Below are 24,914 nucleotides of genomic sequence, written 5' to 3'. Positions count from 1 at the left end.
GCCCGCACGCCGCGGCCACGGACAGGGGGAAGTCATGACCGATGAGGTTCCGCGCCAGTTCGAGATCGAGGTTCCCCCCGACGTCGTGCCGGGCAACTACGCCGACTTCGCGAACGTCTGGCACACGTCCGACGTGTTCGTCATGGACTTCGTCTCGCTCGCGCGTCCGCCGCAGGCAGGGGCGGATGCCGACGGCAACCCCGTCACCATCGTCCCCGGGCGCGTGGTGCAGCGGGTGCGGATCCCGCCGCAGCAGGTGTTCGAGCTCGCCAAGGCGCTCACGCAGCAGCTGGAGTTCTGGGAGCAGGAGACCGGGCGGCGCTCCGGTTCCTGAGGGTTCCTGAGGGTTCCTGAGCGCACGGTTCACGTGCGAGGGCTATACTCGCCGAGCCCCCCGATGAGCGGGCCCCGACCCGAGGCGGTGAGACACCATGGCAGACGACAGTAGACGCGCCGCGGTGCATCCCGCTCGCGTCCTCGCACGCTGAGAGCCGGCTGCTCCGCGGCATCCTCGCGCGTCCCGATCCGGGGCGCCGATGACGCGCGCCCCGGCGCGCCCGCCCGGCAAGGAGACCCCCTCATGACCCTCATCGACAACGCCGTCTACGTCGACGGCATCCGCGTCGCCACCCCTGTCACGCTGGACGAGGCCTACGCGCTCCAGGAAGCGCACCAGGGCTTCGCGTGGATCGGGCTCTACCGCCCGTCCGACAAAGAGCTCGCCTCGGTCGCGACCGAGTTCGATCTGCATCCGCTCGCCATCGAAGACGCGACCGGAGGCCACCAGCGTTCCAAGGTCGAGCGGTACGGCGACACGCTGTTCATCGTGCTCCGCCCCGCCCGGTACGACGACGAGCACGAGCGGCTCGACATCGGCGAGCTGCACCTGTTCGCCGGTCCCGACTTCCTCATCACGATCCGCCACGCCGAGTCGCCCGACCTCAGCGCCGTGCGCCGCCGGCTGGAGGCGCAGCCAGAACTGCTCTCGCTCGGGTCGGAGGCGGTGCTGTACGCCGTGTTCGACCGCGTGGTCGCCGAGTACGAGCCGGTCGTCGCCGGCATCGAGAACGACATCGACGAGATCGAGGACGACCTGTTCGGCGACGCGGACGATGACGCGCTGTCGCGCCGCATCTACGAGCTTTCCGGCGAGCTCGTCCGCTTCTCGCGCGCGACGTACCCGCTCGTCTCGATCATCGAGTGGCTGCAGCGGGGGCAGGAGGCCTACCACGTCGACATCGAGCTGCAGCGAAAGCTCCGAGACGTGCGCGACCGCGCCATCCGGGTCACCGAGCGCATCGACGGTTTCCGCATGGTGCTCGACAAGGCGCTGACCGTGCACTCCGCCCTCGTCGCGCGGCGCCAGACCGAAGTCAACCTGGAGCAGAACGAGCAGGTGAAGAAGATCTCGTCGTGGGCGGCGATCATCTTCGCGCCGACGCTCATCGGCACCGTGTACGGCATGAACTTCGACGTCATGCCGGAACTGCACTGGGAGTACGGCTACCCCGTCGCGCTCACGGTGATGATCGCCTTCCCGACGCTGCTGTACGTGCTCTTCAAGCGCCGCCGCTGGCTGTGACCGACGTCACCGGCGCGGTCGCCGGTGCGGGCGCTCAGACCGTGCCGTAGAGGCGGTCGCCCGCGTCGCCGAGACCGGGCACGATGTAGCCCCTCTCGTTGAGGCGCTCGTCCAGGGCGCCCAGCACGAGGGTCACGTCGCGATCACCGACCTGCTCCTCGATCTTCGCGAGGCCCTCGGGTGCGCCCAGGATGCAGATCGCGGTGACGTCCTGCGCGCCGCGCGCGAACAGGAAGTCGATCGCCGCACCGAGCGACCCGCCGGTGGCGAGCATCGGGTCGAGCACGAAGCACTGCCGGTCGCTGAGGTCCTCGGGCAGGCGCTCCGCGTACGTGTACGGCTGCAGGGTCTCCTCGTTGCGCGCCATGCCGAGGAAGCCCACCTCGGCGGTCGGCAGGAGCTTGACCATGCCGTCGAGCATGCCGAGGCCCGCCCGCAGGATCGGCACGACGAGCGGCCGGGGCTCGCCGATCCGCACCCCCACCGTCGTCGTCACGGGGGTCTCGATCTCGATGTCCTCGACGCGCACGTTGCGAGTCGCCTCATAGGCGAGGAGCGTGATGAGCTCCTCCGTGAGCTGGCGGAACACCGGCGAGGGCGTGCGCTTGTCGCGCAGCACCGTGAGCTTGTGGGTGATGAGAGGGTGGTCGGCAACGTGCACGCGCATGGCGTTCAGCCTACGCTGGGCGCGTGCCCCTTCCCGCTCCGGCTCGTGACGACGCCGCGATGGGACGTGCGCTCGAGCTCGCCGCCGCGGCGGCAGCGGCGGGTGAGATCCCGGTGGGGGCCGTGGTGACGGATGCCGCGGGCACCCCGCGCGGCGAAGGACGCAATCTGCGCGAAGCGACGGCCGATCCCACCGCACACGCCGAGATCGTCGCCCTGCGGGCGGCCGCGGCATCCCTCGGCTCATGGAATCTCGAGGGCTGCACGCTCGTGGTGACCCTCGAGCCCTGCCTCATGTGCGCCGGCGCGATCCTGCAGGCGCGGGTCGGGCGCGTGGTCTTCGGCGCCTGGGACGAGAAGGCGGGCGCGGCGGGATCGGTGTACGACGTGCTGCGCGATCGGCGGCTGCCGGTGCGGGCGGAGGTCGTCGCCGGGGTGCGCGAGGCCGAAGCGCAGGCCCTGCTGCGCACGTTCTTCGACGCCCGCCGCTGACCGCCCCGAGGTCGCCGGTTCCGCGTCGAGGTCGCTGGTTCCGCGTCGAGGTCGCTGGTTGCGCGCCGAGGTCGCCGGGTGCTCAGTCCGAGGAGCTGAGGATGATCGCCTCGGTCGGCGGCGCCGGATCGGCGGGACGCCCGATGTAGCCGATCACCTCGAGCAGTGCGCGGCGGAACTCCGCGGGGCGCTCCAGATGCGGCGAATGGCCCACGCCCTCCAGCACGACCTCGGTCACCTCGCCGCCCGCCGCGCGGTACGCCTCGAGGACGTCGCGGGTCTGCGACACCATCTCCTGCGCGGGAGCGACCTCCGGCCCCGGCCACGCCGGCATCACCCCGATCGCGCCGAGGTGGTTGAGGTCGAAGAACGAGGCGTCCGAGACGATGGCGTCGGCCGTGCCGTGGATCCACAGGATCGGCGGCTTGACGGGCAGGTCCACGATCCCCGAGGTGTTGAAGTAGCGGGGCGCCATCGTGTTGAGGACGCCGATCGTGCCCGCCGCGAATCCCGGCCAGTTCGGGCTGTCGACGCCGTCGCCGGGGTAGTTCCCCGTGGCCGTGGACGTCGTGTTCATCGACTCCACCCAGATGTCCTCGTGCTCGCTGGTGTACCCGTCGGCGACGTAGCCTGAGCGGAAGACGCTGCGCGGTGAGGTCGGCGACTCGTCGGTCATGTCGCCGTCGGTGAGGCGCTGTACGAAGTCCGGGTTGGCGCCGCCGCCTCCGCAGCCGGCGTCGTCGTCGGTCAGGCGCGATCCGTCGCGGCGGGTGCCGCCGAAGCCGTAGGGCGACACCGGCGCCTGCAGCGTGAGCGAGAGGACGGGGTGATCCAGCGCGTACTGCATCACGACGCCGCCGCCCATCGACCAGCCGACGAGATGAGCCGTCTCGATGCCGAGCGCGGTGAGCGTCGCGTGGACGTCGTCGCTGAAGTCGCGGACGCCACGCGTCGCGTCGACGGGGAGGCTCTCGGTCTCACCGAAGCCGCGCAGGTCGATCGCGATCACGCGCAGATCGCTCGGCAGATCCTGCATGAGCTCCTGCCAGAACAGGCTCGACGACACGTTCCCGTGGATGAGGACGACCGTCTGCTCGGGCGCGGTCGCCGGGTTGTCGCCGACGCGCTCCAGGATGCCGACCGTCAGCCGGTCGGTGTCGACGAGGCGGGAGGTGATGCCGTCCAGGAGGGTCATGACGGCATCCTACGATGCGCGGGTAGGCGTGCGCCGGGTGCGTCCCAGGGGATTCCCTCCGACCCTGCGCGGCAGATCGTCCATAGGATTGAGGGCATGGCTGATGACCTCCCCTCGATCGCGATTCTCGGTGCCGGTTCGATGGGTGGCGCCATTCTCCAGGGGCTCGTCCGCTCTGGCCGTGCGCCGCGGATCGTCGTCACCAACCGGACGGCGGCCAAGGCCGCAGACCTCGAAGGACTGGCCGGCGTGACGAGCCTGGCGCTCGAGCAGGATCCGGCCGCCAACACGACCGCCGCGGCGGGCGCCGACATCGTCCTCATCGGCGTGAAGCCCGTGATGGTTCCCGACCTGCTGCGCGAGATCGCCCCGGTCCTCCGCCCCGGTGTGATCGTCGTGAGCCTCGCCGCCGGCGTCACCCTCGCGACGTTCGCGTCGATCGTCGGGGACGACGTCGCCGTCGTCCGGTCGATGCCGAACACGCCGGCCGTGGTCGGCAAGGCCGTCACGGGGATTGCTGCCGGTCCCGCGGCATCCGCCGCCGACGTCGCCCTCGTGCGGGAACTCTTCGAGACGTGCGGCGTGGTGATCGAACTGGCCGAAGATCAGATCGACGCGCTCGGCACGATCTCGGGGTCGGGCCCGGCGTACGTCTTCCTGCTGATCGAGGACCTCACCGAGGCCGCGCGCGGCAAGGGCTTCTCCGACGCGGATGCGCGCCTCATGGCCGAGCAGACCTTCATCGGCGCCGCCGCGCTGCTGGACGCGACCCGGGAAGACCCGGCCGAACTCCGCCGTCGGGTGACGAGCCCGAAGGGCACGACCGAACGGGCGATCGCCGTGCTCCAGGGCGCGAACCTCGCCGGCATCTTCGCCGAGGCGACGGATGCCGCGCTCGCGCGCTCCCGCGAGCTCGCCGCCGGCGCCTGACGCCCGGCGCCTGACACCCACCGCTGACCTCCCGCGGGTGGTTTCTCGCGGGAGGTCAGCGGTCGAGCGACGCGAACCGCTCGATGTCGGAGTTCGTGCCCGAGACGATGATGAGGTCGTGGTTGGTGACGACGGTGTTCGCCTCGGCGTAGCGGAACGGCTTGCCCGGGCTCTTCACGCCCACAACGGTGACGTTGTACTTGGAGCGCACGCCCGACTCGTTGAGGCCGATGCCGCGGATGAACTTCGGCGGGTACATCTTGGCGAGCACGAAGTCGTCGTCGAAGCGGATGAAGTCCAGCATCCGGCCCGACACGAGGTGCGCGACGCGCTCGCCAGCCTCGCGCTCGGGATAGATGACGTGGTTCGCGCCGACGCGGGCGAGGATCTTGCCGTGGCTCTGCGACACGGCCTTCGCCCAGATCTGCGGGACCTTCAAATCCACGAGGTTCGCGGTGATGAGCACCGACGCCTCGATCGAGGAGCCCACGGCGACGACGGCCACCTGGAAGTCCTGCGCGCCGATCTGCTTGAGCGCCTCGATGTTGCGCGCGTCGGCCTGCACGGTGTGGGTGACCCGCTCCGACCACTTCTGCACGAGCTCGAGGTTGTCGTCGATCGCGAGCACCTCGCGGTCGAGCCGGTCGAGCTCGCCGGCGCACGCGGCGCCGAACCGGCCGAGGCCGATCACCAGGACGGGAGCGTCGCTCCGGATCTGCTCAACCAACGATGGGCCTTTCCACGGGCAGCGAGTAGTGCTGAGAACGGGATGTCGCGGCCACGGCCGCGGCGAGTGTCACTGTACCAACGCGCCCCATGAACATCGTCAGGGCCATGACGTAGACGGCGGAGTCCGGCAGCTGCTGCGTGACCCCGGTCGACAGACCCACGGTCGCGAAGCCCGAGATGACGTCGAAAAGCACGTACTCGACCGGCTGCTGGGTGATCTGCGTGATCGTGATGGTCGACAGCGCCACGATGGTCGCGCCCCACGCCACGACCGACAGGGCGACGCGCTGCACGTCGCTCGGGATGCGGCGGCCGAACGCCTCCACGCTCGGCCGGCCCTTCGCCTCCGACCAGACCGCGAGCGCGAGGACGGCGAGCGTCGTCACCTTGATGCCGCCCGCCGTGGACGCCGAGCCGCCGCCGACGAACATGAGCATCGAGCCGACCACGAGCGACGAGCCGTGCAGCTCGCTCATGTCCACGACGGAGAAGCCGCCGGAGCGGGTCATCGCCGACAGGAAGAAGGCCTGGAACGTGGTGTCCCAGGCATCCATCCCGCCGAAGGTCTCGGGGTTGTCGTACTCCAGCAGCAGGAACACGCCCGCGCCGGCGAAGAAGAGGACGACCGTCGTGATGACGGTGAGCTTCGCGTGCAGCGACCAGCGGCGCACGTGGAAGTGGTGCCGCCACAGGGTGAAGATCACCGGGAAGCCGATCGACCCGAGGAAGACGCCGGCCATGAGCAGCGTCAGCACGACGTAGTTCTGCGCGAAGGGCTCGAGGCCGCCGGCGTTGGGGGCGAAGCCGGTGTTGGTGAACGACATCGCCGCGTAGTAGGGCGCGTCCCACAGCGCGCTGATCGGGTCGATCCCGCTCAGCAGCAGCGACGGGTACAGCAGGATCGCGAGCCCCGCCTCGATGACGAGGGTCGACAGCGCGACCGTCGCGAGCAGTTGGCCGACCTCGCCGAGACGGACGGTCTGCCCCTCGTTGACGGGGCCGCCGTGGGCGCGCAGCGGATTGGTGTCGCCAGCGGCGATGAGCTTCGCGCGCAGGCCCAGCCGCTTGGAGATGACGAGGCCGAGGATGGATGCCAGGGTCAGCACACCGAGCGCGCCGACGTTGACGCCGATGTAGACGAGCACGTGCCCGAACGGGCTCCAGTGCGTCCCCATGTCGACGGTCGACAGTCCCGTGACGCAGATCGTCGAGACCGCCGTGAACAGCGCGTCGGCGAATGCAGTGGACTGCCCGTCTGCGGCGGCCGCGGGAAGCATGAACAGGGCGGTGAACAGCAGGATCAGCGTGAGGAAGACGCCCACCGCGAAGCGGGAGGGGGAGGCGGTCGTCAGGTCGCGCAGGCGATCCCAGGACTGTCCCATCAGGCTCTGCAGGCTGCGCCACGCACGGGCGCCGACGGTGTCGCCCGTCATGAAGCCCCCCTTTTTCCTGCGTCCGTGCCTGGTTTTCTGCGTCCGCGCCGGTCCGGCGATCGGCGCCCGGTCGTCGCCGCGCCGTTGTCATGGTACTCCGGGCGCGGCGCGGGCTAACCTAAGGGAATGGCGGACATCTTCGACGTGATCGCCGACGGTACCCGTCGGGACATCCTGCAGCTGCTGCGCGAGCGCGCCTCCGCCGGGGAGCGGGGCACGAGCGTCTCGCACATCGTCACCGAGCTCGGGGTGAGCCAGCCGACCGTCTCCAAGCACCTCAAGGTGCTGCGCGAGGCCGAGCTCGTGACGGTCCGCGAAGAGGGCCAGCACCGGTTCTACTCGCTCTCGCCGGCGCCGCTGGACATCATCGACGACTGGCTGGTGCCGTTCTTCGACGACGGACTGATCGGTGACGCCGACCCCGCGACGACCCTGCCCGAGTCCGCCGTCGCGGCCGCGGATCTCGTCGGGCGGGCCGCGGCATCCGCCAAGCACGCCTGGGACAGCGCGTTCAAGCGCATCCCCGGGCGCTGAGCTCGGCTCGTCACAGCGGTCACAGAGGTTTACAGGCGTCGCACCGACGCTCTACTGTTGGTCCACAGCTTTACTGGATCTGGGGGAGTCTGATGGCGGACCTGTCTGACGTGCGCTTTCTCACCGTCGCCGAGGTGGCGGAGCTCATGCGCGTGTCGAAGATGACGGTGTACCGCCTGGTGCACGCGGGAGAGCTTCCCGCCGTGCGCTTCGGGCGCAGCTACCGCGTGCCCGAGACCGCCGTCACCGACGCCCTGCAACGGCCCATCGCCGACGTCGGCTAGACTGTTCCGAGGGCATTTTTCGAGGTGCCCGATCCCGGACGTGGCGATCCGCGTCCAGACCCCTGACATAGTGAGGTTTTCCGTGGGTTCTGTCATCAAGAAGCGCCGCAAGCGCATGGCGAAGAAGAAGCACCGCAAGCTGCTTCGCAAGACTCGCCACCAGCGCCGCAACAAGAAGTAAGCCTTCTTCGCGGCACGTACACCGAGCGCCTGTCCTCATGGACGGGCGCTTCGTGTATGGGGGAGGATGGATGCCGTGGCCACCCTGACGATCATCTCGAAGCCCGACTGTCACCTCTGTGACGTCGCGCGCGAGATCGTCGACATCGTCGTCGCCGACTACGATGAGGACGCCGTCTCGGTCGAGGAGGTCTCGATCCTCGACGACCCGTCACTGTACGACACGTGGTGGGAGAAGATCCCGGTCGTGCTCATCGACGACCGGCTGCACGCGCACTGGCGCCTCGACGCGGCGCGGCTGCGCACAGCACTGGATGCCGCGACGCAGGATGCCGCGACGCGCACCCCCTCCGGAAAGGACACCGCATGATCCGCCACGTCGTCGCTTGGAAGCTGCGCACCGAAGACCCCGCCGAGCGCGCCGCGCAGGCCGCGAAGGTCTCGGCCGATCTCGGGGCGCTGCGGGAGGTCGTGCCGTCTATCGTCGACCTGTCGATCGGGCCCGACGTCGTCGGGGGCGGCAACTGGGACGTCGCCCTCGTCGCGGACTTCGCCGATCGTGCCGGCCTGGACGCCTATCAGACGCACCCCGACCACCAGGCCGTGGCAGGCTACATCCGTTCGGTCGTCTCCGACCGCGTCGCCGTCGACTTCGAGGTCTGAGCGGGTCGCACCCAGACCTCGAAGGATGTCGTCAGGACGCGACGCGGGCGAGCACCGGAACGGGGTCGATCGACACGCGCACGACATCGTCGTAGGTGACCGCTTCGCCGACGGGGTGCTGCAGCGTGATCATCGCACCGTCCGAGGTGCGCACGAGCGTGCGGCGGAAGCTGCCGAGGAAGGTCGACTCCTGCACGGTGGCGTCGATGCCGGGCACGGCGGTCGTGACGAGCCGCACATTCTCGGGGCGGACGAAGATCTCCACCGCACCGGCATCCACAGGGCGCAGCAGCGGCAGCTCGAGGCCCCACACGCGGGCGACGGCGCCGTCGGAGACCGCAGGCACGACGCTTGAGAGCCCGACGAACGCCGCGACCTCGGGAGAGGAGGGGCGCTCGTACAGCTCGCCCGGCGTGCCGATCTGCTCGATGCGGCCCGCGTTCATGACGGCGATGCGGTCGGAGACGGCGAGCGCCTCCTCCTGGTCGTGCGTGACGAAGACGGTCGTGATGCCCAGGCGCAGCTGGATGCGGCGGATCTCGTCGCGCAGCTGCACGCGCACCTTGGCATCCAGCGCCGACAGCGGCTCGTCGAGGAGCAGCACGCGGGGCTCCGTGACGAGGGCGCGGGCGAGGGCGACGCGCTGCTGCTGACCGCCGGAGAGCTGATGCGGGAACCGGTCGGCGAGATGTCCGAGCCCGACCAGCTCGAGCGCATCCTGCGCGCGCTTCGCCGCTTCGCGGGCGCCGATACCGCGCCGGCGGAGCCCGAATGCGGTGTTGTCGAGTACCCGGAGATGCGGGAACAGCGAGTACGACTGGAACACCATGCCGATGTCGCGCTTGTTGGTCGGCACCCGCGAGACATCCTTCCCGTCGAAGGAGACGGTGCCGTCGGTGGAGTCCTCGAGCCCCGCGAGGATCCGCAGGAGCGTCGTCTTGCCGCAGCCGGACGGTCCGAGCAGCGACACGAACTCGCCGGGGGCGATGTCGAGGTCGACGCCGTGCAGGACGCGCGTCGCGCCGAACTCCTTCACGATACCGGCCAGCTGCACCGTCGTGCCTTCGCCGGTCTCGTGCAGGAGCAGGTTCTCGGAGGTGCGCGGCAGGGCGCGCGCGGGGGAGTCGGCGGTGGTCATGACGAGGCCTTTCCGGCGCGGCGGCGTCCCCGTGAAGACGAGGAGGCCGCGCGACCGACGAGGAGGAGCAGGAGGAAGACGAACAGGAGCGAGAGCAGCGTGAAGATCGCCGACGCGTACGGGTCGATCTTCTGCGCCACCACGAGCGCGGTCTGGAACACCTGACGGTTCAGCAGCGACGCGATCGTGAACTCGCCGAGGACGACGGCGACGGAGATGAGGGATGCCGCGAGGAGCCCCTGTCGGAGGTTCGGCACGAGCGCCCGGATGACGACGGCGAGCCAGCCCGCGCCGAGCGAGCGGGCCGCCTCGGCGAGCGTGCGGAGGTCCACGGCATCCATCGCCGCCTTGATCGACCGGTAGGCGAACGGCAGCACGGTGATGCCGTACGCGAAGGCGAGGGTCCACGTTCCCGTGCCGAACATGCGCCCGATCTGCAGGTAGAGCGGCGCGAGACCGACGACGAGCACGATCGCGGGGATCGAGATCGGCAGCAGCACCGCGAACTCGAAAACGCGTGCGAGGTTCGGGAAGCGCAGCTCGATGAGGATCATCGTCGGAAGCAGGAGCACGAGCACGATCACGACCGTGACGACGGCAAGGACGAGCGAGTTGCCGAGTCCTGTCCAGATGGGCGTGAGCACCTGGGTGTTGGAGGGGTCGAACACGCGCACCCAGTTGGCGAACGACAGCCCGCCGCTCTCGCGGTCGCGCAGGGTGAACAGGAACGTCGACAGCAGCGGGATCGCGAACAGGATGCCGATCACGATGCCGATCACGGTGCGTGTCACCCGCGAGGGCGCGATACCGGGCCCACTCACGACTGCCACCGCGCGGCGCGCCGCTGGACGAGGGCGTAGATGGCCATGACGACGCCGACGACGACGATCATGCCGAGCGCGAGGGCGCCCGCGAGGTTCTCCCGCCCGAGCACGGTCTCGCTCGTGAGCGCCGCGCGGATCTGCAGCGGCACGATCTGCGAGCCCTGGCTCGCCAGGGCGGCGGCCGTCGCGTACGACGAGAACGCGTTCGCGAACAGCAGCAGGAAGCTCGCGAGGAACGACGGCGCGAGCACCGGCAGGCCGATGCGCAGCCAGAAGCTCGCCCGCGTGCCGCCGAGCGTGAGGTTCGCCTCCGACCACTGCGACTTCAACGCCGACAGGGCGGGGAGGAATGTGATGACCATGAGTGGCACCTGGAAGTAGATGTAGGGGAGGATGAGGCCCGGCACCGAGTAGAGCCAGGTCCCCGGCTGCAGGTCGACGCCGAAAGAATCCTTGAGAAGCAGGGTCATGACACCCTGCACGCCGATCGTGGCGATGAAGACGAATGCGAGCATGACGCCGCCGAACTGGGCGAGGACGCCTGTCGCGGCATCCAGTGCGCTGCGTAGGGCGCTCTGCGGGGGAAGGCCCATCGCGGCGTAGCAGACGAGCGCACCGAGGATCGCGCCGATGGCAGCGGTGAGCAGCGACAGCCACGTGCTGTTCCAGAACGCGGTGAGGACGACGGGGTCGACGAGGGCGGAGATGTTCGCCCAGGTGAACGTGCCGTTCTTCTCGAAGAAGCCGGTGCCGATCGCGAGGACGGTCGGCAGGGCCAGGAAGAGGAGGAGGTACGCGGCGAAGGGGACAAGCCCCAGCCACGTGAGGGACGGTGCGCTGCGACGGGACCGGCCCCGGGCCGGAGCGTGGTGCTCCGACCCGGGGCCTGTGCTCGTCGCAGCGGGTGCGACGGTCGCGGATGTCACTGGACGGCCGAGGCCCACTTCTCGCCGAGGAGCGTGCCGGCGGCCTTGCTCTGAGCCTCGGTCGGAACGACCGTGTCGGAGGGGGCTGCGGGGAGCTTCGCCGCGGCGGTCTCGTCGATCGTGCCGGCCTTCGTCATGGCCTCCATGCGCACGGGGCGGGCGCCGCCGGCGAGCCAGAGGTTCTGCACGTCGTCGCTGTAGAGGAACTCCTGCCACAGGCGCGCGGCGGCCGGGTGCGGGGCATCCTTGTTGATCGCCTGGTTGTAGTAGCCCGCGTAGCCGGTGCCCGAGAAGACCTTGACCTTCCAGTTGGCGTTGTCGGCGGAGTGCGTCGCGTTCAGGTAGTCCCAGTCGAAGACGACGGGGGTCTCGCCCGATGCGATCGTGCCGGTGGTCACGTCGACCTTCAGCAGGTTGCCCGCCTTCTGCAGCTCGCTGAAGAAGTCGATGCCGGGCTGGAAGTCGTCGAGCGTGCCGCCGTTCTGGACGGTGGCCAGACCCACGGCCGCGAAGGCGGCGCCGGCCTGCGTCGGGTCGCCGTTGATCGCGACCGAGCCCTTGTAGTCCTCACCCAGCAGGTCGGTGATCTCGGCGGGCTCGGGGAAGCGGCTCGAGTCGTAGCCGACCGACATGTACCCGCCGTAGTCGCCGACGAACAGGCCCGTGGGCTCCTTGAGTGCGTCGGGGATCTCGTCGAACGTCTGCACCTTGTAGGCGGCGAACTTGTCGGTGTTCTGCAGGGCCACGGTGAGGCCGAGGTCGAACACGTCGGGGGCGGTGTCGAGACCTGCGTTCGTCGTGGCTGCCTGGATCTCCTCGGCGCTCGAGACGTCGGGGGACTGCTCGGTGACCTCGATCTCGGGGTACTTCTTCTTGAAGGCGTCGATGATCTCGCCGTAGTTCGCCCAGTCGCGCGGCAGCGCGATGACGTTGAGCTTGCCTTCGGCCTTGGCGGCGGCCTCGAGGTCGGCGAACGTGCCGAAGTCGGCGACGCTCGTGGCGGTGGCGGCGTCCGACGCAGAGTCGGAGGCGCCGTCGGTGGCATCCGAGGACGACGAGCAGGCGGCCAGGGCGATGGCCGAGGCGGTGAGCAGAGCGACGGCCGGAGCGATCCGGCGCAGCGCAAGACGGGACATACGGGTATTCCTCTCGGGTGGTGCACGCGCGCGGGAGCGTTCGTGCAACGGGGACGAGAGGACGTTAGGGGCGGAGGATGGACCGTTCGTGCGTCGCAGATGAACGATCGGCAAAGGAGAGGCAAAGACGACGAAGGGCCCGCCGGAGCGGACCCTTCGCTTACGGGGCGAGGCGCGTCGGCCCGCGGAACAGGAAGGTGACCTCGCGGATCGAGTCCTGACCGAGCATCAGCATCAGCACGCGCGCAAGACCCATGCCGAACCCGCCATGCGGCGGCACGCCGTAGCGGAAGAAGTCGAGGTAGTGCGCGAGACCCTCGAGCGACAGCCCCTTCTCGAGCGCCTGCGCCTCCAGCACGTCGATGCGGTGCTCGCGCTGCGCGCCGGTCGTGATCTCGGTGCCGCGGTAGAGCAGGTCGTACGACGCGGTGAGCCCGGTCTCGGCGTTGCGCATGTGGTAGAACGGCCGGATCTCGGGGTGGTAGTCGGTCACGAAGACGAAATCGCTGCCGTACGTCTCCTTCACGTGCGCGGAGACCTGGCGCTCGCCCTCGGGGTCGAGGTCGCCGTCGGTGCGGGGGATCTCGTAGCCCCGCGCCTTCACGATCTCGCGGGCTTCGGCGAGCGGGATGCGCGGGAACGGGAGGGTCGGGACCTCGACGGTCTGCCCGAACAGCTCCTCGATCTCGGCGCCGTGCTTCTCCTTGACCGCGGCGAACGCGGTCGCGATGAGCTCCTCCTGCATCGCGGCGACGTCCTCGTAGGAGTCGATCCAGCTGATCTCGGCATCCACCGAGGTGAACTCCGTCGCGTGGCGGCTGGTGAAGCTCGGGTCGGCGCGGAACACGTCGCCGATCTCGAAGATCTTGCCGAAGCCGGCGGCCTGCGCCATCTGCTTGTAGTGCTGCGGGCTCTGCGCGAGGTAGGCGGTCTGGTCGCCGAAGTACTCCAGGGCGAACAGCTCGGCGTTGCCCTCGGCGGGGCTGTCCATGAGCTTCGGGGTGTGCAGCTCGATGTAGTCGCGCTCCACCCAGTAGGTGCGCATCGCGTGCTCGAGCGTCGTCGAGATGCGGAAGATGAGCGCGTTGCGGCGCTGACGCAGGTCGATGAAGCGCCAGTCCATGCGCTTGTCGAGGCCGCTGTCGGCGGCGATGGGCGTCTCGGGCAGGGCGGATGCCGCGATGTCGAGCGACCGGATCTTGATCTCGACGCCGCCGAGCTTGACGCGCTCGTCGTGCTTGAGCTCGCCCGTCACGGTGAGGAACGTGCCGGTCGACAGCTCCGAGATGAGCGCGGTCAGCGCGAGCGCATCGGCGTCCTGGCCGCTGGCCTCGGGGTCAGGGCGGGTGGCCGGGTTCACGAGCTGTACCGCGCCGGTCTCATCGCGCAGGATGACGAACTGCACCTTCTTCTGATCGCGGACGGTTTCGACCCATCCGGAGACCGAGACGGGGCCGTCTTCGCGGGACTGCAGCTGGCTGACGAGGGTGCGTTCACTCACGAGGGTCCAGTCTACGTGCGGGCGACGGCGCGGCGACCCGGGCGGATCCACAGGAACCGGCAACCTCGGCGGCCTACCGTCGGTGTCATGACGATCGCGTTCGCCCTCGCCACTCCCGCCCCGAGCCCCTTCGCCCAGGCCGCCGACGGCTCCCACGACGAATCGTGGCTGAGCGCCCTCGCCGACTGGACGGTGGGTCTCATGGAGCTCATCGGCCCGGCGGGCGCGGGCATCGCGATCGCGCTCGAGAACCTCTTCCCCCCGCTGCCGAGCGAGGTCATCCTGCCGACGGCGGGTCTCGCGGCCTCGCGCGGCGCCTTCACGATCGCGGAGGCGATCGCCTGGACGACCGCCGGTGCCGTCGTGGGTGCCTTCCTGCTGTACGGACTCGGCGCGTGGCTGGGGCTCGATCGGCTCCGGTCGATCGCGGCGCGCGTCCCCCTGTTGCACCCCGAGGACATCGACAAGACGGTCGCCTGGTTCTCCCGCCACGGGGGCAAGGCCGTCTTCCTCGGCCGGATGATCCCGATCTTCCGCTCGCTCATCTCCATCCCCGCCGGCGTCACCCGGATGCCCCTCTGGCGATTCGGGCTGCTCTCCGCGGCGGGCTCGCTCGTGTGGAACACCGTGTTCGTGCTCTGCGGGTTCTTCCTCGGCGAGGCGTGGCCGGTCATCGAGCAGTACACCGACATCCTGCAGTACGTCGTCATCGCCGCGGCGATCGCCGCCGTCGTGTGGTTCGTCCTCGCCCGCGTGCGGGGGCTCTGGGCGCAGCGCCGAGCCGCGAAGGTACCGGCGGAGTAGGCCTCCGCCCGCTCCCAGCCCAGCCACAGACGCGGCCCCCGTAGACTTGGCGGGTGCCCGTCGAACGCCTCCACCTCGTGCGCCACGGGGAGGTCTACAACCCCCAGCGCGTGCTCTACGGGCGGCTGCCGAACTTTCGGCTCAGCGACGACGGCCGCGCGATGGCGCAGCAGGCGGCCGATCACGTGAAGCGCCTCGGTCGCCCTGTGACGGCGCTGTACGCCTCGCCGCTGCAGCGAACGCGCGAGTCGGCGGAACCGTTCACGGCCGCCTTCGGCCTCGAGCCGACGCTCGACGAGCGCGTCATCGAGCCGACGAACGTGTTCGAGGGCAAGCGCATGCGCCGCGCCCTGATGAACCCGGGCAACTGGCACTATCTGCGCACGCCCGCCCTGCCGAGCTGGGGCGAGCCGTACACGCAGATCGTCGACCGCATGGACGCCGCGATGCGCGAGGCATGGGATGCCGCGGCATCCGGCGATGTCGTCATCGTCTCGCACCAGCTGCCCATCTGGATCACCCACCTCGCCGTCCAGGGCGAGCCGCTGCGGCACGACCCGCGCCGCCGGCGCTGCGCGCTGTCGAGCGTGACGAGCTTCGAGCGCGAAGGCGACCGCTGGCGCGAGGTGTCGTACGCCGAGCCGGCATCCCTCGCCGGCGCCGTGGATGTGGGGGCGGTATGACCGGGCGCAGAACCGCGGCCTCCGCCGTCGCGCTCGCCGCACTGCTTCTGACGGCGTGCACCGGCGGCAACGACGGACTGGTCGAGCAGTACCAGCAGGGCGGCGACAAGGGCTACATCTCCGGTGACGGCACCGTGCAGGAGATCGCCCCCGCCGACCGCGGCGACGCCGTCGCGTTCACCGGGACGGCCGTCGACGGGTCGACCGTGACGAGCACCGACTACGCCGGCGACGTGCTCGTGCTGAACTTCTGGTACGCCGGGTGCGGTCCCTGCCGTGCCGAGGCGCCGACGCTGGAGTCGACGTTCCAGGAGGTCGAGCCCGCGGGGGCGCAGTTCCTCGGCGTCAACATCTATGACGGCCCCGAGACGGCGACCGCGTTCGAGGAGAAGTACGGCATCAGCTATCCCTCGCTGCTCGCGAAGGAGGATGCCGACCTCAAGCTCGCCTTCGCGTCGTGGACACCGCTGCAGTCGGTGCCGATCACTCTCGTGCTCGATGCGCAGGGCCGGGTCGCCGCGCGCTTCATCGGCCAGGTCGAGAGCGGCTCGATCCTCAAGACGATCGTGAACGACGTGCTGGCGGAGACGACGTGAGCGCGGCGGTGCCCGCGTGAACCCCGGATCCGTCGTCTTCGACGGCGCGCTGTGGCTCGCTATCCCCATCGCGATGCTCGCCGGGCTCGTCTCCTTCCTGTCGCCGTGCGTGCTGCCGCTCGTCCCGGGCTATCTCGGCTTCCTCGGCGGTGCGGTCCCGACGGGGTCGCGTTCACGCGCCACGGGCGCCCGCGGCCGGCTGCTCGCGGGCGTGCTGCTGTTCATCGCCGGGTTCACCGTCGTGTTCGTGGCGATGGGGGTGCTGGCGGGCACCCTCGGTCGCTTCTTCATCCAGTACGGCGATCTGCTCACCCGGGTGCTCGGTGTTGTCGTCATCGTCATGGGCCTCGTCTTCCTCGGGATGTTCGGGTTCGCCCAGCGCACGATGAAGCCGCAGGTGCGCACCGGGCTGGGACTCGTGGGGGCGCCGCTCCTCGGCATCGCGATGGGCATCGGATGGGCGCCGTGCATCGGCCCGACGTACGCCGCGATCCTCTCCATCTCGGCGACGCAGGCCGATCCGGTGCGGGCCGTGCTGCTCGCCGTCGCCTACTCGCTGGGCCTCGGCTTCCCCTTCGTGCTGCTCGCCGTCGGATTCGGCTGGGCGACGCGCTCGGTCGCATTCCTGCGACGGCATATCCGCGTCGTGAACATCATCGGCGGCGTGCTGCTCGTCGCGCTCGGCGTCCTGATGGTCACCGGGGTATGGAGCACGCTCATGTCGCAGCTGACGGGGGTGATCGGCAGTGTCCAACTCCCGCTCTGACCTGACGGAGCCGCTCCGGCCCGCTGATCACGCCGACGCGCCGGAGCGCGCCGACGACATCGCCCAGCCGAAGCTCGGCGTCGTCGGCTGGCTGCGGTGGGGCTGGCGACAGCTGACCAGCATGCGCACGGCGCTCGTGCTGCTGCTGCTGCTCGCGATCGCCGCGATCCCCGGCTCGATCGTGCCGCAGCGCACCGCCGACCCCAACGGCGTCATCGAGTTCCAGTCGAAGAACCCCGACCTGTACGAGATCTACGACAAGCTGCAGCTGTTCGACGTGTACTCGTCGGTGTGGTTCTCCGCGATCTACATCCTGCTGTTCATCTCGCTCATCGGCTGCGTCATCCCGCGGACGAAGCACCATTACAAGGCGCTGCGCGCGCGGCCGCCGCGCACCCCGGTGCGGCTGTCGCGCCTGGACGACCACGCCGAGACGGTCCGCACGCTCCCGGAGGGGACGGATGCCGACGCTGCCGCCGTCCGCGCCGTCGAGCTCGCCCAGGCGCAGCTGCGCAAGGCGGGCTACCGCGTCGAGCGCTACGACACCCCGGCATCCGGCCGCCGTGGCGCGGTGACGTCGGTGTCGGCCGAGCGCGGCTACGCGCGCGAGACGGGGAACCTCGTGTTCCACGCGGCGCTCGTGGGCGTGCTTCTGTCGGTCGGTGTCGGCGGAGGTCTCACCTACACGGGGCAGACCGTCCTCGTGCAGGGCGACAGCTTCGTCAACTCGCTCGGCCTCGGCTACACCTCCTTCAATCCGGGCCGGTTCGTCGACACCGACGCGATGCCGCCGTACTCGCTGACCCTCGACAGCTTCGACGTCTCGTACGTGCCGGTCGGCGAGGCGGGACAGGGGCAGGCGGGCGACTTCGCGGCGAACCTCACGACCCGCGAGCCCGGGCAGGATCCGAAGCAGCAGACCGTCCGCGTCAACCACCCGATCGACATGGCCGGTGACCGCGTCTACCTGATGGGCAACGGCTACGCACCGACGATCACGGTGCGAAACCCCGACGGCGACATCGCCTTCCGCGACACGGTCGAGTTCCTGCCGCAGGACGCCAACATGACCTCGCAGGGCGTCATCAAGGTGCCCGACGGACTAAGTGACCAGGTCGGGATGGTCGGCTACTTCTACCCGACCGCGGTCGACGCGCACTCCGGCATCCTGACGTCGGCCTATCCGTCCCTCGCGAACCCGGTGCTCACGCTGTGGGTGTACGCCGGCGATCTCGGCATCGACGACGGCACGCCGCGCTCGGTGTTCACGCTCGACCCCACCGACATGACCCAGCTCGCCGGTGCCGACAGCGGCACCCCCGCCCTCGAGCTCGAGCCCGGCGAGACGGTCGATCTGCCGGGCGGCCTCGGCACGATCACGTTCGAGGACGAGCGCACCACGGGCGCGTCGGAGCCGGTGAAGCGCTACGTGTCGCTGTCGATCCACCGCGACGTCGGCGCCCCGTGGGTGCTCGCCTTCGCGATCATCGCCCTGGCCGGCCTGCTCGCTGCCCTGTTCGTGCCGCGTCGCCGCATGTGGGTCAAGGCGACGTCCGCCGACGGCACCCTCCGGCTGGAGTACGCCGGCCTCGCCCGCGGTGAGGATCCCGCGATCGCCGTCGCCGTCGCCGACCTCGTGCGTGAGCACACGGCGGCGCTGGATGCCGAGGGCATCGGGGCGGCGCGTGGCGCCGAGAGCGGCGACGGCCCGGCATCCGCCCCCGACCGCGCCGAAGGCGCCCGCGTAGACTGAGGACCATGCCCGACGGACTCTCGCTCGACGAACTCTCCCGGCTGCTGGTCTGGACGGCGGTCGCCATCTACGCGCTCGCATTCGTCGCGTACGCGATCGATCTCGGGCGCCGGTCCGACCTCGCGATCAAGCAGAAGGATGCCCGGGGTGCGGTCGGGCAGCGTGTCCTCGTCGGAGCGACGGCTGCCGCCGGCGCATCATCCGGCGCGGCAGTGGCGGATCCCGGCTCGATCGATGAGCTGCGCGCGCAGGAAGCCGCCGCCAAGGCCGAGCTCGAGGCGCCGCTGAGCGCGCGACCGCGCTACCTGTGGGCGCGGATCGGGACGTCGCTGACCGTGCTCGGATTCCTCTTCCACGTCGGCGGCGACGTCCTGCGCGGCATCGCCGCCGAGCGGGTGCCGTGGTCGAACATGTACGAGTTCGCCCTCACCGGCACGATGCTCATCGTCGCGGTCTACCTCGGCGTGCTGTTCAAGTACGACCTGCGCTTCCTCGGCACGTTCATCACGGGTCTCGTGGTCGTGCTGCTCGGCGGGACGGTCATCTGGTTCTACACCGCAGTGGTGCCGCTGTCCGACCCGCTGAAGAGCGTGTGGCTCGTCATCCACGTGTTCGTCGCGTCGCTGTCGACGGCGCTGTTCGCGCTCGCGTTCGCCCTCTCGGTGCTGCAGCTCATGCAGGCGCGCCGCGAACGACTCGCGATCGCGGCGATCGACGCGAAGGCGGCCGCCGAGGGGTCAGGGTCGGCATCCGCTCCGACGCGTCGCGGCCTGCGCTTCCTGCGGACGCTGCCGTCGGCGGACGTGCTGGAGTCGCTGGCCTACCGGTTCACCATCATCGGGTTCATCTTCTGGACCTTCACCCTCATCGCCGGCTCGATCTGGGCCAACGACGCGTGGGGTCGCTACTGGGGCTTCGACACCAAGGAAGTGTGGACCTTCGTCATCTGGGTGCTCTACGCCGGATACATCCACGCGCGCGCGACGCGCGGCTGGCGCGGCACCCGTTCGGCGTGGCTTTCGATCGTCGGCTTCGCCGCGGTCATGTTCAACTTCACGATCGTCAACATGTTCTTCAAGGGTCTGCACGTCTACAGCGGCCTGAACTGATCCCGGCGCTCGCGCGATCAGGCCAGGGCGGGGGATGCCGCGAGCAGCACCTTCGCGCCGGCGGAGCGGCGGCGCGCCACCACGACGACGGTTGCGATGAAGCCGAGGGCCGCCCACACCAGCATCCCGACGAGGCCCGCTCCGATCCCGGATGCCGGGGTCAGCGCCGCGAGCATCGCCGTGTAGGCGGGGGTTGTCGGCATGAGCGTCGCGATCGCAGTCAGCACGCCCGGCACGGTGGAGACGATTCCCGTCGCCACCGCGAGCACGCCCACCAGCGCCGCGACCCAGCGCCCGGCGCCGCCGAACACCGCCACGAGCGCCTGGTTGACGGCGGCGAACGCGATGCCCGCGACGACAGCGAGTCCGGCGAAGCTCCACCATGCCGACGCGTCGTATCCGGCGGCGAGCTGCACCACGACGGCGACGAGCAGTCCCTGCGCGGCGCCGATTCCGGCCGCCGGCGCGAGGTTGCGCAGCGCCAGCAGCACCGAGGGGCGCCGCGAACTGAGCGCATCGCGAGGCACGGCCTGCAGCGCGATGAACGACGCGAGACCACCGAACCAGAGCGCGAGCATCGCCAGCAGCGGGATCGCCGACGCGCCGAACAGGTTGATCCCGGTCCCGTCGGTCGTCACCGGATCCGTCACCACCGACGCCAGGTCGGTGGCCTGCTGGTCGGTGTACGAGGGCAGGGCGGATGCCGCGGTGCTGAGCCCGTCGGCAAGCGAGGCGGTGCCGCTCGCCAGCTGACCGACCCCTCCCGCGAGCTGGTCGGCGCCGTCGGCCGCGCCCGAGGCCCCGGTCGCCAGCTGCGATGCGCCCGAGGCCGACTGCGCGGCGCCGGAGGCGAGCTGCTGCGCGCCGGCGGCGAGACCATCGGCGCCCGTCGCGAGCGAAGCCGACCCCGCGGCGGCCTGTGACAGTCCGCCGGCGAGCCCCGCGATGCCCTGCGAGATGCCCGTCGCGCCGGCGGCGAGCTGCTCGGTGGCGGCGGGGAGCTGGTTGATCTGCTCCAGGCCCCCGGCGATCTTCCCGGAGTTTCCGATCAGGTCCTTCACCTGCGGCAGTGAGGCCTCGGCGCGCTGGGCCGCGTCGGTGAGGGCGGCGCAGAACTCCGCCGGGTACCCGTTCGTCGCGCAGTCCGCCGCGAGCCGCTGCAGCTGCGCCACGGACGCCTCGGCGCTCTCCTGCAGGGCCGCGCTGTTGGTAGACACGTTCTTGGCGGCGTCGATCACCTCCTGCGACACGCTGATCCCCTGCGCCTGCGCCGCGAGCTCCTGCAGGCCCGTAGCGAGCTGCGCGCTCGGTTCGACCAGGAGGTTCAGGTTCGTCGACAGCGTGTTCAACCCGTCGGCGGATCGGTGTGCCCCGGCGGCGTAGGACTGCACACCCGCGGCGTACTGCGACGCTCCCGACGAAAGCTGACCCAGTCCGCCCGACAGCTGCCCGGCACCGTCGGCGAGCTGACGCACCCCGTCGGCGAGCGAGGTCGCGCCGGTGCCGGCGGTCGCCGCGCCGTCAGCAAGCTGATGCGCGCCGTCGGCGGCGGTGCCGAGCTGGTCGCCGAGCGTCGTGAAGCCGAGGAAGACGTTCTCCAGGTACACGCTCGACAGCTGCTGACCCATGAGGGAGGCGGCGGCCTGCGTGATCTGCGAGGTGATGGCGTCGTCCACGATGAGGCTGTCGGGCGGGGTCGACACCTCGATCGTCGCCTTCTCGGGGGTTCCGCCCGAGCCGTCGGAGGCGCCGGCGGTCGAGGTCGCGGCGGCGGAGAAGTTCGCCGGGATCGTGACGACCGCGTCGTACGTGCCATCGGCGAGGCCGGCCGCGGCATCCGCCGTGTTCGAGATCGTCCAGGTGAGGTTGCTCGCCACGTCGTCCGACCCCTCGACGAGACCGGCGGTCAGCTGCCGCCCGAGCGGCACGTACTGGTCGCCCACGGTGACCGGCTCATCGTCGTTGACGATCGCGGCGGTCATGCCGTCGAGGCGTTCGACGGGGTTGTACAGCGCCGCGATGAGGATGCCGCCGATCACGACGGGCAGCAGCAGCACACCGATCAGGGTCAGCCAGGTCACCGGCTTGCGGGAGCGGGCGCGTTCGAGGGGAAGAGTCATGCGGAGATCACCTGCGTCTGGGTTCCGGCGGCGCCGGTCGTGAGGGAGAGCGCAGCAACGCTCGGGCGGTGGGCGTCGCTCAGCAGCTCGAGGGCAGCGCCCTCGCGCCGTGCCGACGCGACGATCGTGAGGGTGGGGCGGTCGTCGCGGGCGGATGCGGCGTCGGCAGCATCGCGCAACAGCGCGGCCGCCTGGTCGCGGTCGGCGCCGGCGAGGGTGTCGAGCCCGTCGATCGCGACGAGCGTCGTGCCGCCGGCGAGCGCCCGGCGCAGTTCCCGCAGCGGATCGGCGGCGCCGTCGAGCAGGGCGACGCCGACGTGCGCGCGCACCCAGGCCGCGCGGCCCGGCAGGAGGTGTCCGGCGACGCGCAACCGGCCCGAACTGGGGGCGATGCGGCCGGCGACGGTGAGCACGAACGCGCGCCCCGCCCGCGGGTCGGCGGCCGTGACGAGCAGCGTGTCGCCGTGGCCGAGGCGCACCGACGCGCCGCGGAACAGCTCCACGTCGCCGACGCCGCGGCCGCCGTCGGCCGTGACGGCGAGGCCGTCGGCGGCGAGCGGGCCGGCGTATCCGGGCTCGGGCCATGCGGCGAGGGCCAGTTCGCGCTCGACGGCCTCGCCCTCGATGTCGAAGTGCGGCAGCATCCGGTCGAGCCACCGCGGCATCCACCACGCCTTCTCGCCGAGAAGAGCCATGACGGCGGGCACGAGCGTCATGCGCACGAGGAATGCGTCCACGGCGATGCCGACGGCGAGCCCCAGCGCGATCGGCTTGATCGAGCTGTCGCCTTCGGGGACGAAGGCCGCGAAGACGGCGAACATGATGACGGCGGCGGCGGTGACGACCCGCGCCGAGGCCGTGAACCCGCTGCGCACCGCACCGACCGCGGTGTGGCGGTCTGCGCGGCCGCCGCGGGCACGGCGGGTGTGGACGTAGTCCTCGCGCATGCGCGACACCAGGAACACCTCGTAGTCCATCGCCAGCCCGAACAGCACGCCCATGAGGATGATCGGCATGAAGCTGATGACGGGGCCGGTGCGGGTGACGTGCAGCAGGTCGGCGAACCAGCCCCACTCGAACACGGCCGCCACGACGCCGAAGGAGGCGAGGATCGACAGCAGGTAGCCGACGGCCGCCTTGATCGGCACCCAGATCGAGCGGAAGACGATCATCAGGAGGATCAGCGACAGCCCGACCACGAAGACGCCGAAGGGGAGCAGCGCGGCACCCAGGCGATCGGAGATGTCGATGCCGACGGCGGTGAAGCCGGTGACCTTGAGGTCGACGCCGTACTTCTCCTGCCACTCGTCGTGGTGCGCACGGATCTCGCGGACGAGCTCGGCGGTCGCCGGGTCGTCCGGCGCGGTCTCGGGCACGACCTGGATGAGCCCGGTGTCGGCGGTCTCGTTCGGAGTGGCGAGGGCGACCTCCTTCACGCCGGGGATCTGCTCGATCTCGTCCTTGAGGTCGGCCATGAGGCCGAGAGGATCGGTCGAGGTGACGATCGTCCCGGTGACGATGAGCGGGCCGTTGGCGCCGGGTCCGAAGTGCTCGGCGGTGAGATCGTACGCCTGCCGCGCCTCGCTGGAGGGCGGCTGCACTCCGGCGTTGGGGAGGGCCAGATGCAGGCTCGCGGCGGGGATCGCGACGACCCCGAGTCCCACGACGACGGCCAGCGTCGTGACGACGGGATGCCGGGTCACGCCCGTCACCCAGCGCTCCGCGAAACCGCGGCGTGGGCGGCGGGTGCGGGCCGGACGCGCCGAGGTGCGTCGCGCACGACGCGGCCAGCCGGCGACGCGCCCCTTCGCGAAGCCCAGCAGCGCGGGGGTGAGCGTCACGGCGACCAGGACGGCGATGGCGACGGCGACGGCGGCCGCGATGCCCATCGTGGTGAGGAAGGGGATGCCGGCGAAACCCAGACCGATGAGCGCGATGAGCACGGTGATGCCCGCGAACACGACCGCCGACCCCGCCGTTCCGGTCGCGCGCGCGGCCGACTCCTCTGGTTCGACCCCGGCACGCACCTGGTCCTGATGTCGGGCTACGATGAACAGGGCGTAGTCGATGCCGACGGCCAGGCCCAGCATGATCGCGAGCATGGGCGTCGTGGAGGAGATCGACGCGAACGCGGTGGAGACGTAGATGAGCGCGATCGCGAGACCCACGCCGATGAGGGCAGTGGCCAGCGGGAACCACGCGACGGCGATCGAGCGGAACGTCACGATGAGCACGAACAGCGCGATGAGGATGCCGACGGCTTCGGTGATCGACAGTGCGGGCACGGACGTGGAGAACAGGTCGCCGCCGATCGCGACCTGCGATCCGGCGGGCATGGCTTCGCGGACGTCGGCCGCGATGCCCTCGAGGGCCGTCTTGGTGTCGGCGGGGACGTCGGTGGCCTGACCGTCGAACTGGAGCCGGATGATGGCGGCGCGGTCGTCGTCGGAGACCATGCCCGAGACCATCTCGTCGAAGGGGTTCGTGACGGCGATGACGCCTTCGAGTCCGCCGAGTTCGCTCACGGCGTCGCCGATGACCGAGGCGACCGGCTCGGCATCCACCCTCTCGCCCTCGGGAGCTACGACGACCAGCTGTGCGCTCGTACCGCTCGCCTGGGGGAACGTGCGGTCGAGCAGCGCGATGCCCTCCTGCGCCTCGGTGCCGGGGATGGAGAAGGAGTTGTCGGTGCCCTTCATGAAGAGCGCGGCGCCCCCGCCGGCCAGCGCGAGCAGCAGCAGCCACGACACGAGCACGCGCCACGAGTGACGGTATGACCATCGGCCGAGCGAGTACAGGAGAGTGGACACAGGCGCTCCGGTTCAGAAGGACGGGGAGTGTTCGATACAGCGCTGTATCCGATACATAGA

The 24,914-nt window shown here is 70.4% G+C and carries 26 protein-coding genes; 15 read left to right on the top strand and 11 right to left on the bottom strand.

What is annotated here, in order from left to right; genetic code table 11:
* Positions 1 to 34: 34 nt before the first annotated feature.
* Positions 35 to 334, top strand: a complete 300-nt coding sequence (locus ACPYN4_RS08595; RefSeq protein ID WP_076689493.1) for a DUF3467 domain-containing protein — start codon at positions 35 to 37, stop codon at positions 332 to 334.
* A 246-nt stretch (positions 335 to 580) separates the two neighbouring features.
* On the top strand, positions 581 to 1,582 hold the full coding sequence (corA, locus tag ACPYN4_RS08590) for a magnesium/cobalt transporter CorA (protein WP_424446120.1): 1,002 nt from the start codon (positions 581 to 583) through the stop codon (positions 1,580 to 1,582).
* Positions 1,583 to 1,616: 34 nt separating this feature from the next.
* Here the strand turns inward: corA and upp are convergent, their stop codons facing one another.
* Positions 1,617 to 2,249, bottom strand: a complete 633-nt coding sequence (upp, locus tag ACPYN4_RS08585; RefSeq protein WP_287271586.1) for a uracil phosphoribosyltransferase — start codon at positions 2,247 to 2,249, stop codon at positions 1,617 to 1,619.
* Between the two features lie 59 nt (positions 2,250 to 2,308).
* On the opposite strand from upp, the gene ACPYN4_RS08580 reads away from it, so the two are divergent.
* Complete coding sequence (locus ACPYN4_RS08580; RefSeq protein WP_076689497.1) at positions 2,309 to 2,740, top strand: nucleoside deaminase; 432 nt, start codon at positions 2,309 to 2,311, stop codon at positions 2,738 to 2,740.
* An 82-nt stretch (positions 2,741 to 2,822) separates the two neighbouring features.
* Here the strand turns inward: ACPYN4_RS08580 and ACPYN4_RS08575 are convergent, their stop codons facing one another.
* Positions 2,823 to 3,935: an alpha/beta fold hydrolase gene (locus ACPYN4_RS08575; protein WP_424446119.1), complete on the bottom strand. Its 1,113-nt coding sequence runs from the start codon at positions 3,933 to 3,935 to the stop codon at positions 2,823 to 2,825.
* 96 nt (positions 3,936 to 4,031) lie between these two features.
* On the opposite strand from ACPYN4_RS08575, the gene proC reads away from it, so the two are divergent.
* Positions 4,032 to 4,865 carry a pyrroline-5-carboxylate reductase gene (gene proC / locus ACPYN4_RS08570; RefSeq protein WP_287271587.1) on the top strand — a complete coding sequence of 278 codons (834 nt, stop codon included), beginning with the start codon at positions 4,032 to 4,034 and terminating at the stop codon, positions 4,863 to 4,865.
* A gap of 55 nt (positions 4,866 to 4,920) precedes the next feature.
* On the opposite strand, the gene ACPYN4_RS08565 is transcribed toward proC, so the two are convergent.
* A complete protein-coding gene (locus ACPYN4_RS08565) occupies positions 4,921 to 5,592 on the bottom strand; it encodes a potassium channel family protein (RefSeq protein WP_287271588.1) in 672 nt (223 codons plus the stop codon).
* Positions 5,585 to 7,027 carry a TrkH family potassium uptake protein gene (locus tag ACPYN4_RS08560; RefSeq protein WP_424446117.1) on the bottom strand — a complete coding sequence of 481 codons (1,443 nt, stop codon included), beginning with the start codon at positions 7,025 to 7,027 and terminating at the stop codon, positions 5,585 to 5,587. Before ACPYN4_RS08560 ends, ACPYN4_RS08565 begins: the two co-directional genes overlap by 8 nt.
* A gap of 126 nt (positions 7,028 to 7,153) precedes the next feature.
* Here ACPYN4_RS08560 and ACPYN4_RS08555 point away from each other — a divergent pair, with 126 nt between their 5' ends.
* The 5 genes from ACPYN4_RS08555 to ACPYN4_RS08535 all read left to right on the top strand — a co-directional run bounded on the left by ACPYN4_RS08555 (position 7,154) and on the right by ACPYN4_RS08535 (position 8,688).
* Positions 7,154 to 7,561 (top strand): ArsR/SmtB family transcription factor, encoded by a 408-nt coding sequence (locus ACPYN4_RS08555; RefSeq protein WP_239280104.1) that lies wholly within the window; start codon positions 7,154 to 7,156, stop codon positions 7,559 to 7,561.
* Between the two features lie 92 nt (positions 7,562 to 7,653).
* Entirely contained in the window at positions 7,654 to 7,845 is a 192-nt protein-coding gene (locus tag ACPYN4_RS08550) for a helix-turn-helix domain-containing protein (protein WP_076689509.1), read from the top strand.
* A gap of 82 nt (positions 7,846 to 7,927) precedes the next feature.
* Entirely contained in the window at positions 7,928 to 8,026 is a 99-nt protein-coding gene (locus ACPYN4_RS08545) for a 30S ribosomal protein bS22 (RefSeq protein ID WP_003792170.1), read from the top strand.
* A 75-nt stretch (positions 8,027 to 8,101) separates the two neighbouring features.
* Entirely contained in the window at positions 8,102 to 8,395 is a 294-nt protein-coding gene (locus tag ACPYN4_RS08540) for a glutaredoxin family protein (RefSeq protein ID WP_281651810.1), read from the top strand.
* Entirely contained in the window at positions 8,392 to 8,688 is a 297-nt protein-coding gene (locus ACPYN4_RS08535; RefSeq protein ID WP_076689513.1) for a Dabb family protein, read from the top strand. The genes ACPYN4_RS08540 and ACPYN4_RS08535 overlap by 4 nt, the downstream gene beginning before the upstream one ends.
* 31 nt (positions 8,689 to 8,719) lie before the next feature.
* Here ACPYN4_RS08535 and ACPYN4_RS08530 read toward each other — a convergent pair whose 3' ends face one another.
* The 5 genes from ACPYN4_RS08530 to aspS all read right to left on the bottom strand — a co-directional run bounded on the left by ACPYN4_RS08530 (position 8,720) and on the right by aspS (position 14,213).
* Positions 8,720 to 9,826: an ABC transporter ATP-binding protein gene (locus ACPYN4_RS08530; protein ID WP_424446116.1), complete on the bottom strand. Its 1,107-nt coding sequence runs from the start codon at positions 9,824 to 9,826 to the stop codon at positions 8,720 to 8,722.
* Positions 9,823 to 10,647 carry an ABC transporter permease gene (locus ACPYN4_RS08525; RefSeq protein WP_424446115.1) on the bottom strand — a complete coding sequence of 275 codons (825 nt, stop codon included), beginning with the start codon at positions 10,645 to 10,647 and terminating at the stop codon, positions 9,823 to 9,825. The genes ACPYN4_RS08530 and ACPYN4_RS08525 overlap by 4 nt, the downstream gene beginning before the upstream one ends.
* Positions 10,644 to 11,576: an ABC transporter permease gene (locus tag ACPYN4_RS08520; protein ID WP_239280099.1), complete on the bottom strand. Its 933-nt coding sequence runs from the start codon at positions 11,574 to 11,576 to the stop codon at positions 10,644 to 10,646. The genes ACPYN4_RS08525 and ACPYN4_RS08520 overlap by 4 nt, the downstream gene beginning before the upstream one ends.
* Entirely contained in the window at positions 11,573 to 12,712 is a 1,140-nt protein-coding gene (locus ACPYN4_RS08515; RefSeq protein ID WP_239280097.1) for an ABC transporter substrate-binding protein, read from the bottom strand. Before ACPYN4_RS08515 ends, ACPYN4_RS08520 begins: the two co-directional genes overlap by 4 nt.
* A gap of 160 nt (positions 12,713 to 12,872) precedes the next feature.
* Entirely contained in the window at positions 12,873 to 14,213 is a 1,341-nt protein-coding gene (gene aspS / locus ACPYN4_RS08510) for an aspartate--tRNA(Asn) ligase (RefSeq protein ID WP_239280095.1), read from the bottom strand.
* A gap of 87 nt (positions 14,214 to 14,300) precedes the next feature.
* Between aspS and ACPYN4_RS08505 the strand changes: the two genes are divergently transcribed.
* The 6 genes from ACPYN4_RS08505 to ccsB are packed head-to-tail and all read left to right on the top strand — an operon-like array spanning position 14,301 to position 19,924.
* Positions 14,301 to 15,017 carry a DedA family protein gene (locus ACPYN4_RS08505; RefSeq protein WP_239280093.1) on the top strand — a complete coding sequence of 239 codons (717 nt, stop codon included), beginning with the start codon at positions 14,301 to 14,303 and terminating at the stop codon, positions 15,015 to 15,017.
* A 53-nt stretch (positions 15,018 to 15,070) separates the two neighbouring features.
* Positions 15,071 to 15,700, top strand: coding sequence for a histidine phosphatase family protein (locus tag ACPYN4_RS08500; protein ID WP_424446114.1), 630 nt, complete (start codon positions 15,071 to 15,073; stop codon positions 15,698 to 15,700).
* The gene (locus tag ACPYN4_RS08495; RefSeq protein ID WP_076689527.1) at positions 15,697 to 16,296 is read left to right on the top strand and encodes a TlpA family protein disulfide reductase; all 600 of its coding nucleotides are present in this window, start codon (positions 15,697 to 15,699) and stop codon (positions 16,294 to 16,296) included. The genes ACPYN4_RS08500 and ACPYN4_RS08495 overlap by 4 nt, the downstream gene beginning before the upstream one ends.
* 16 nt (positions 16,297 to 16,312) lie before the next feature.
* The gene (locus ACPYN4_RS08490) at positions 16,313 to 17,062 is read left to right on the top strand and encodes a cytochrome c biogenesis CcdA family protein (protein WP_076689529.1); all 750 of its coding nucleotides are present in this window, start codon (positions 16,313 to 16,315) and stop codon (positions 17,060 to 17,062) included.
* Positions 17,043 to 18,815 (top strand): cytochrome c biogenesis protein ResB, encoded by a 1,773-nt coding sequence (resB, locus tag ACPYN4_RS08485; protein WP_424446113.1) that lies wholly within the window; start codon positions 17,043 to 17,045, stop codon positions 18,813 to 18,815. Before ACPYN4_RS08490 ends, resB begins: the two co-directional genes overlap by 20 nt.
* A gap of 5 nt (positions 18,816 to 18,820) precedes the next feature.
* Positions 18,821 to 19,924 carry a c-type cytochrome biogenesis protein CcsB gene (gene ccsB / locus ACPYN4_RS08480; RefSeq protein WP_424446112.1) on the top strand — a complete coding sequence of 368 codons (1,104 nt, stop codon included), beginning with the start codon at positions 18,821 to 18,823 and terminating at the stop codon, positions 19,922 to 19,924.
* 17 nt (positions 19,925 to 19,941) lie between these two features.
* Here ccsB and ACPYN4_RS08475 read toward each other — a convergent pair whose 3' ends face one another.
* Entirely contained in the window at positions 19,942 to 22,044 is a 2,103-nt protein-coding gene (locus ACPYN4_RS08475) for a YhgE/Pip family protein (protein ID WP_424446111.1), read from the bottom strand.
* Complete coding sequence (locus tag ACPYN4_RS08470; protein ID WP_424446110.1) at positions 22,041 to 24,854, bottom strand: MMPL family transporter; 2,814 nt, start codon at positions 24,852 to 24,854, stop codon at positions 22,041 to 22,043. Before ACPYN4_RS08470 ends, ACPYN4_RS08475 begins: the two co-directional genes overlap by 4 nt.
* Positions 24,855 to 24,914 lie beyond the last annotated feature (60 nt).

It is taken from the genome of Microbacterium sp. CH-015 (assembly GCF_049707015.1).
Classification (GTDB): Bacteria; Actinomycetota; Actinomycetes; order Actinomycetales; family Microbacteriaceae; genus Microbacterium; species Microbacterium aurum.
This window is presented reverse-complemented; position numbering and strand designations above follow the sequence as displayed.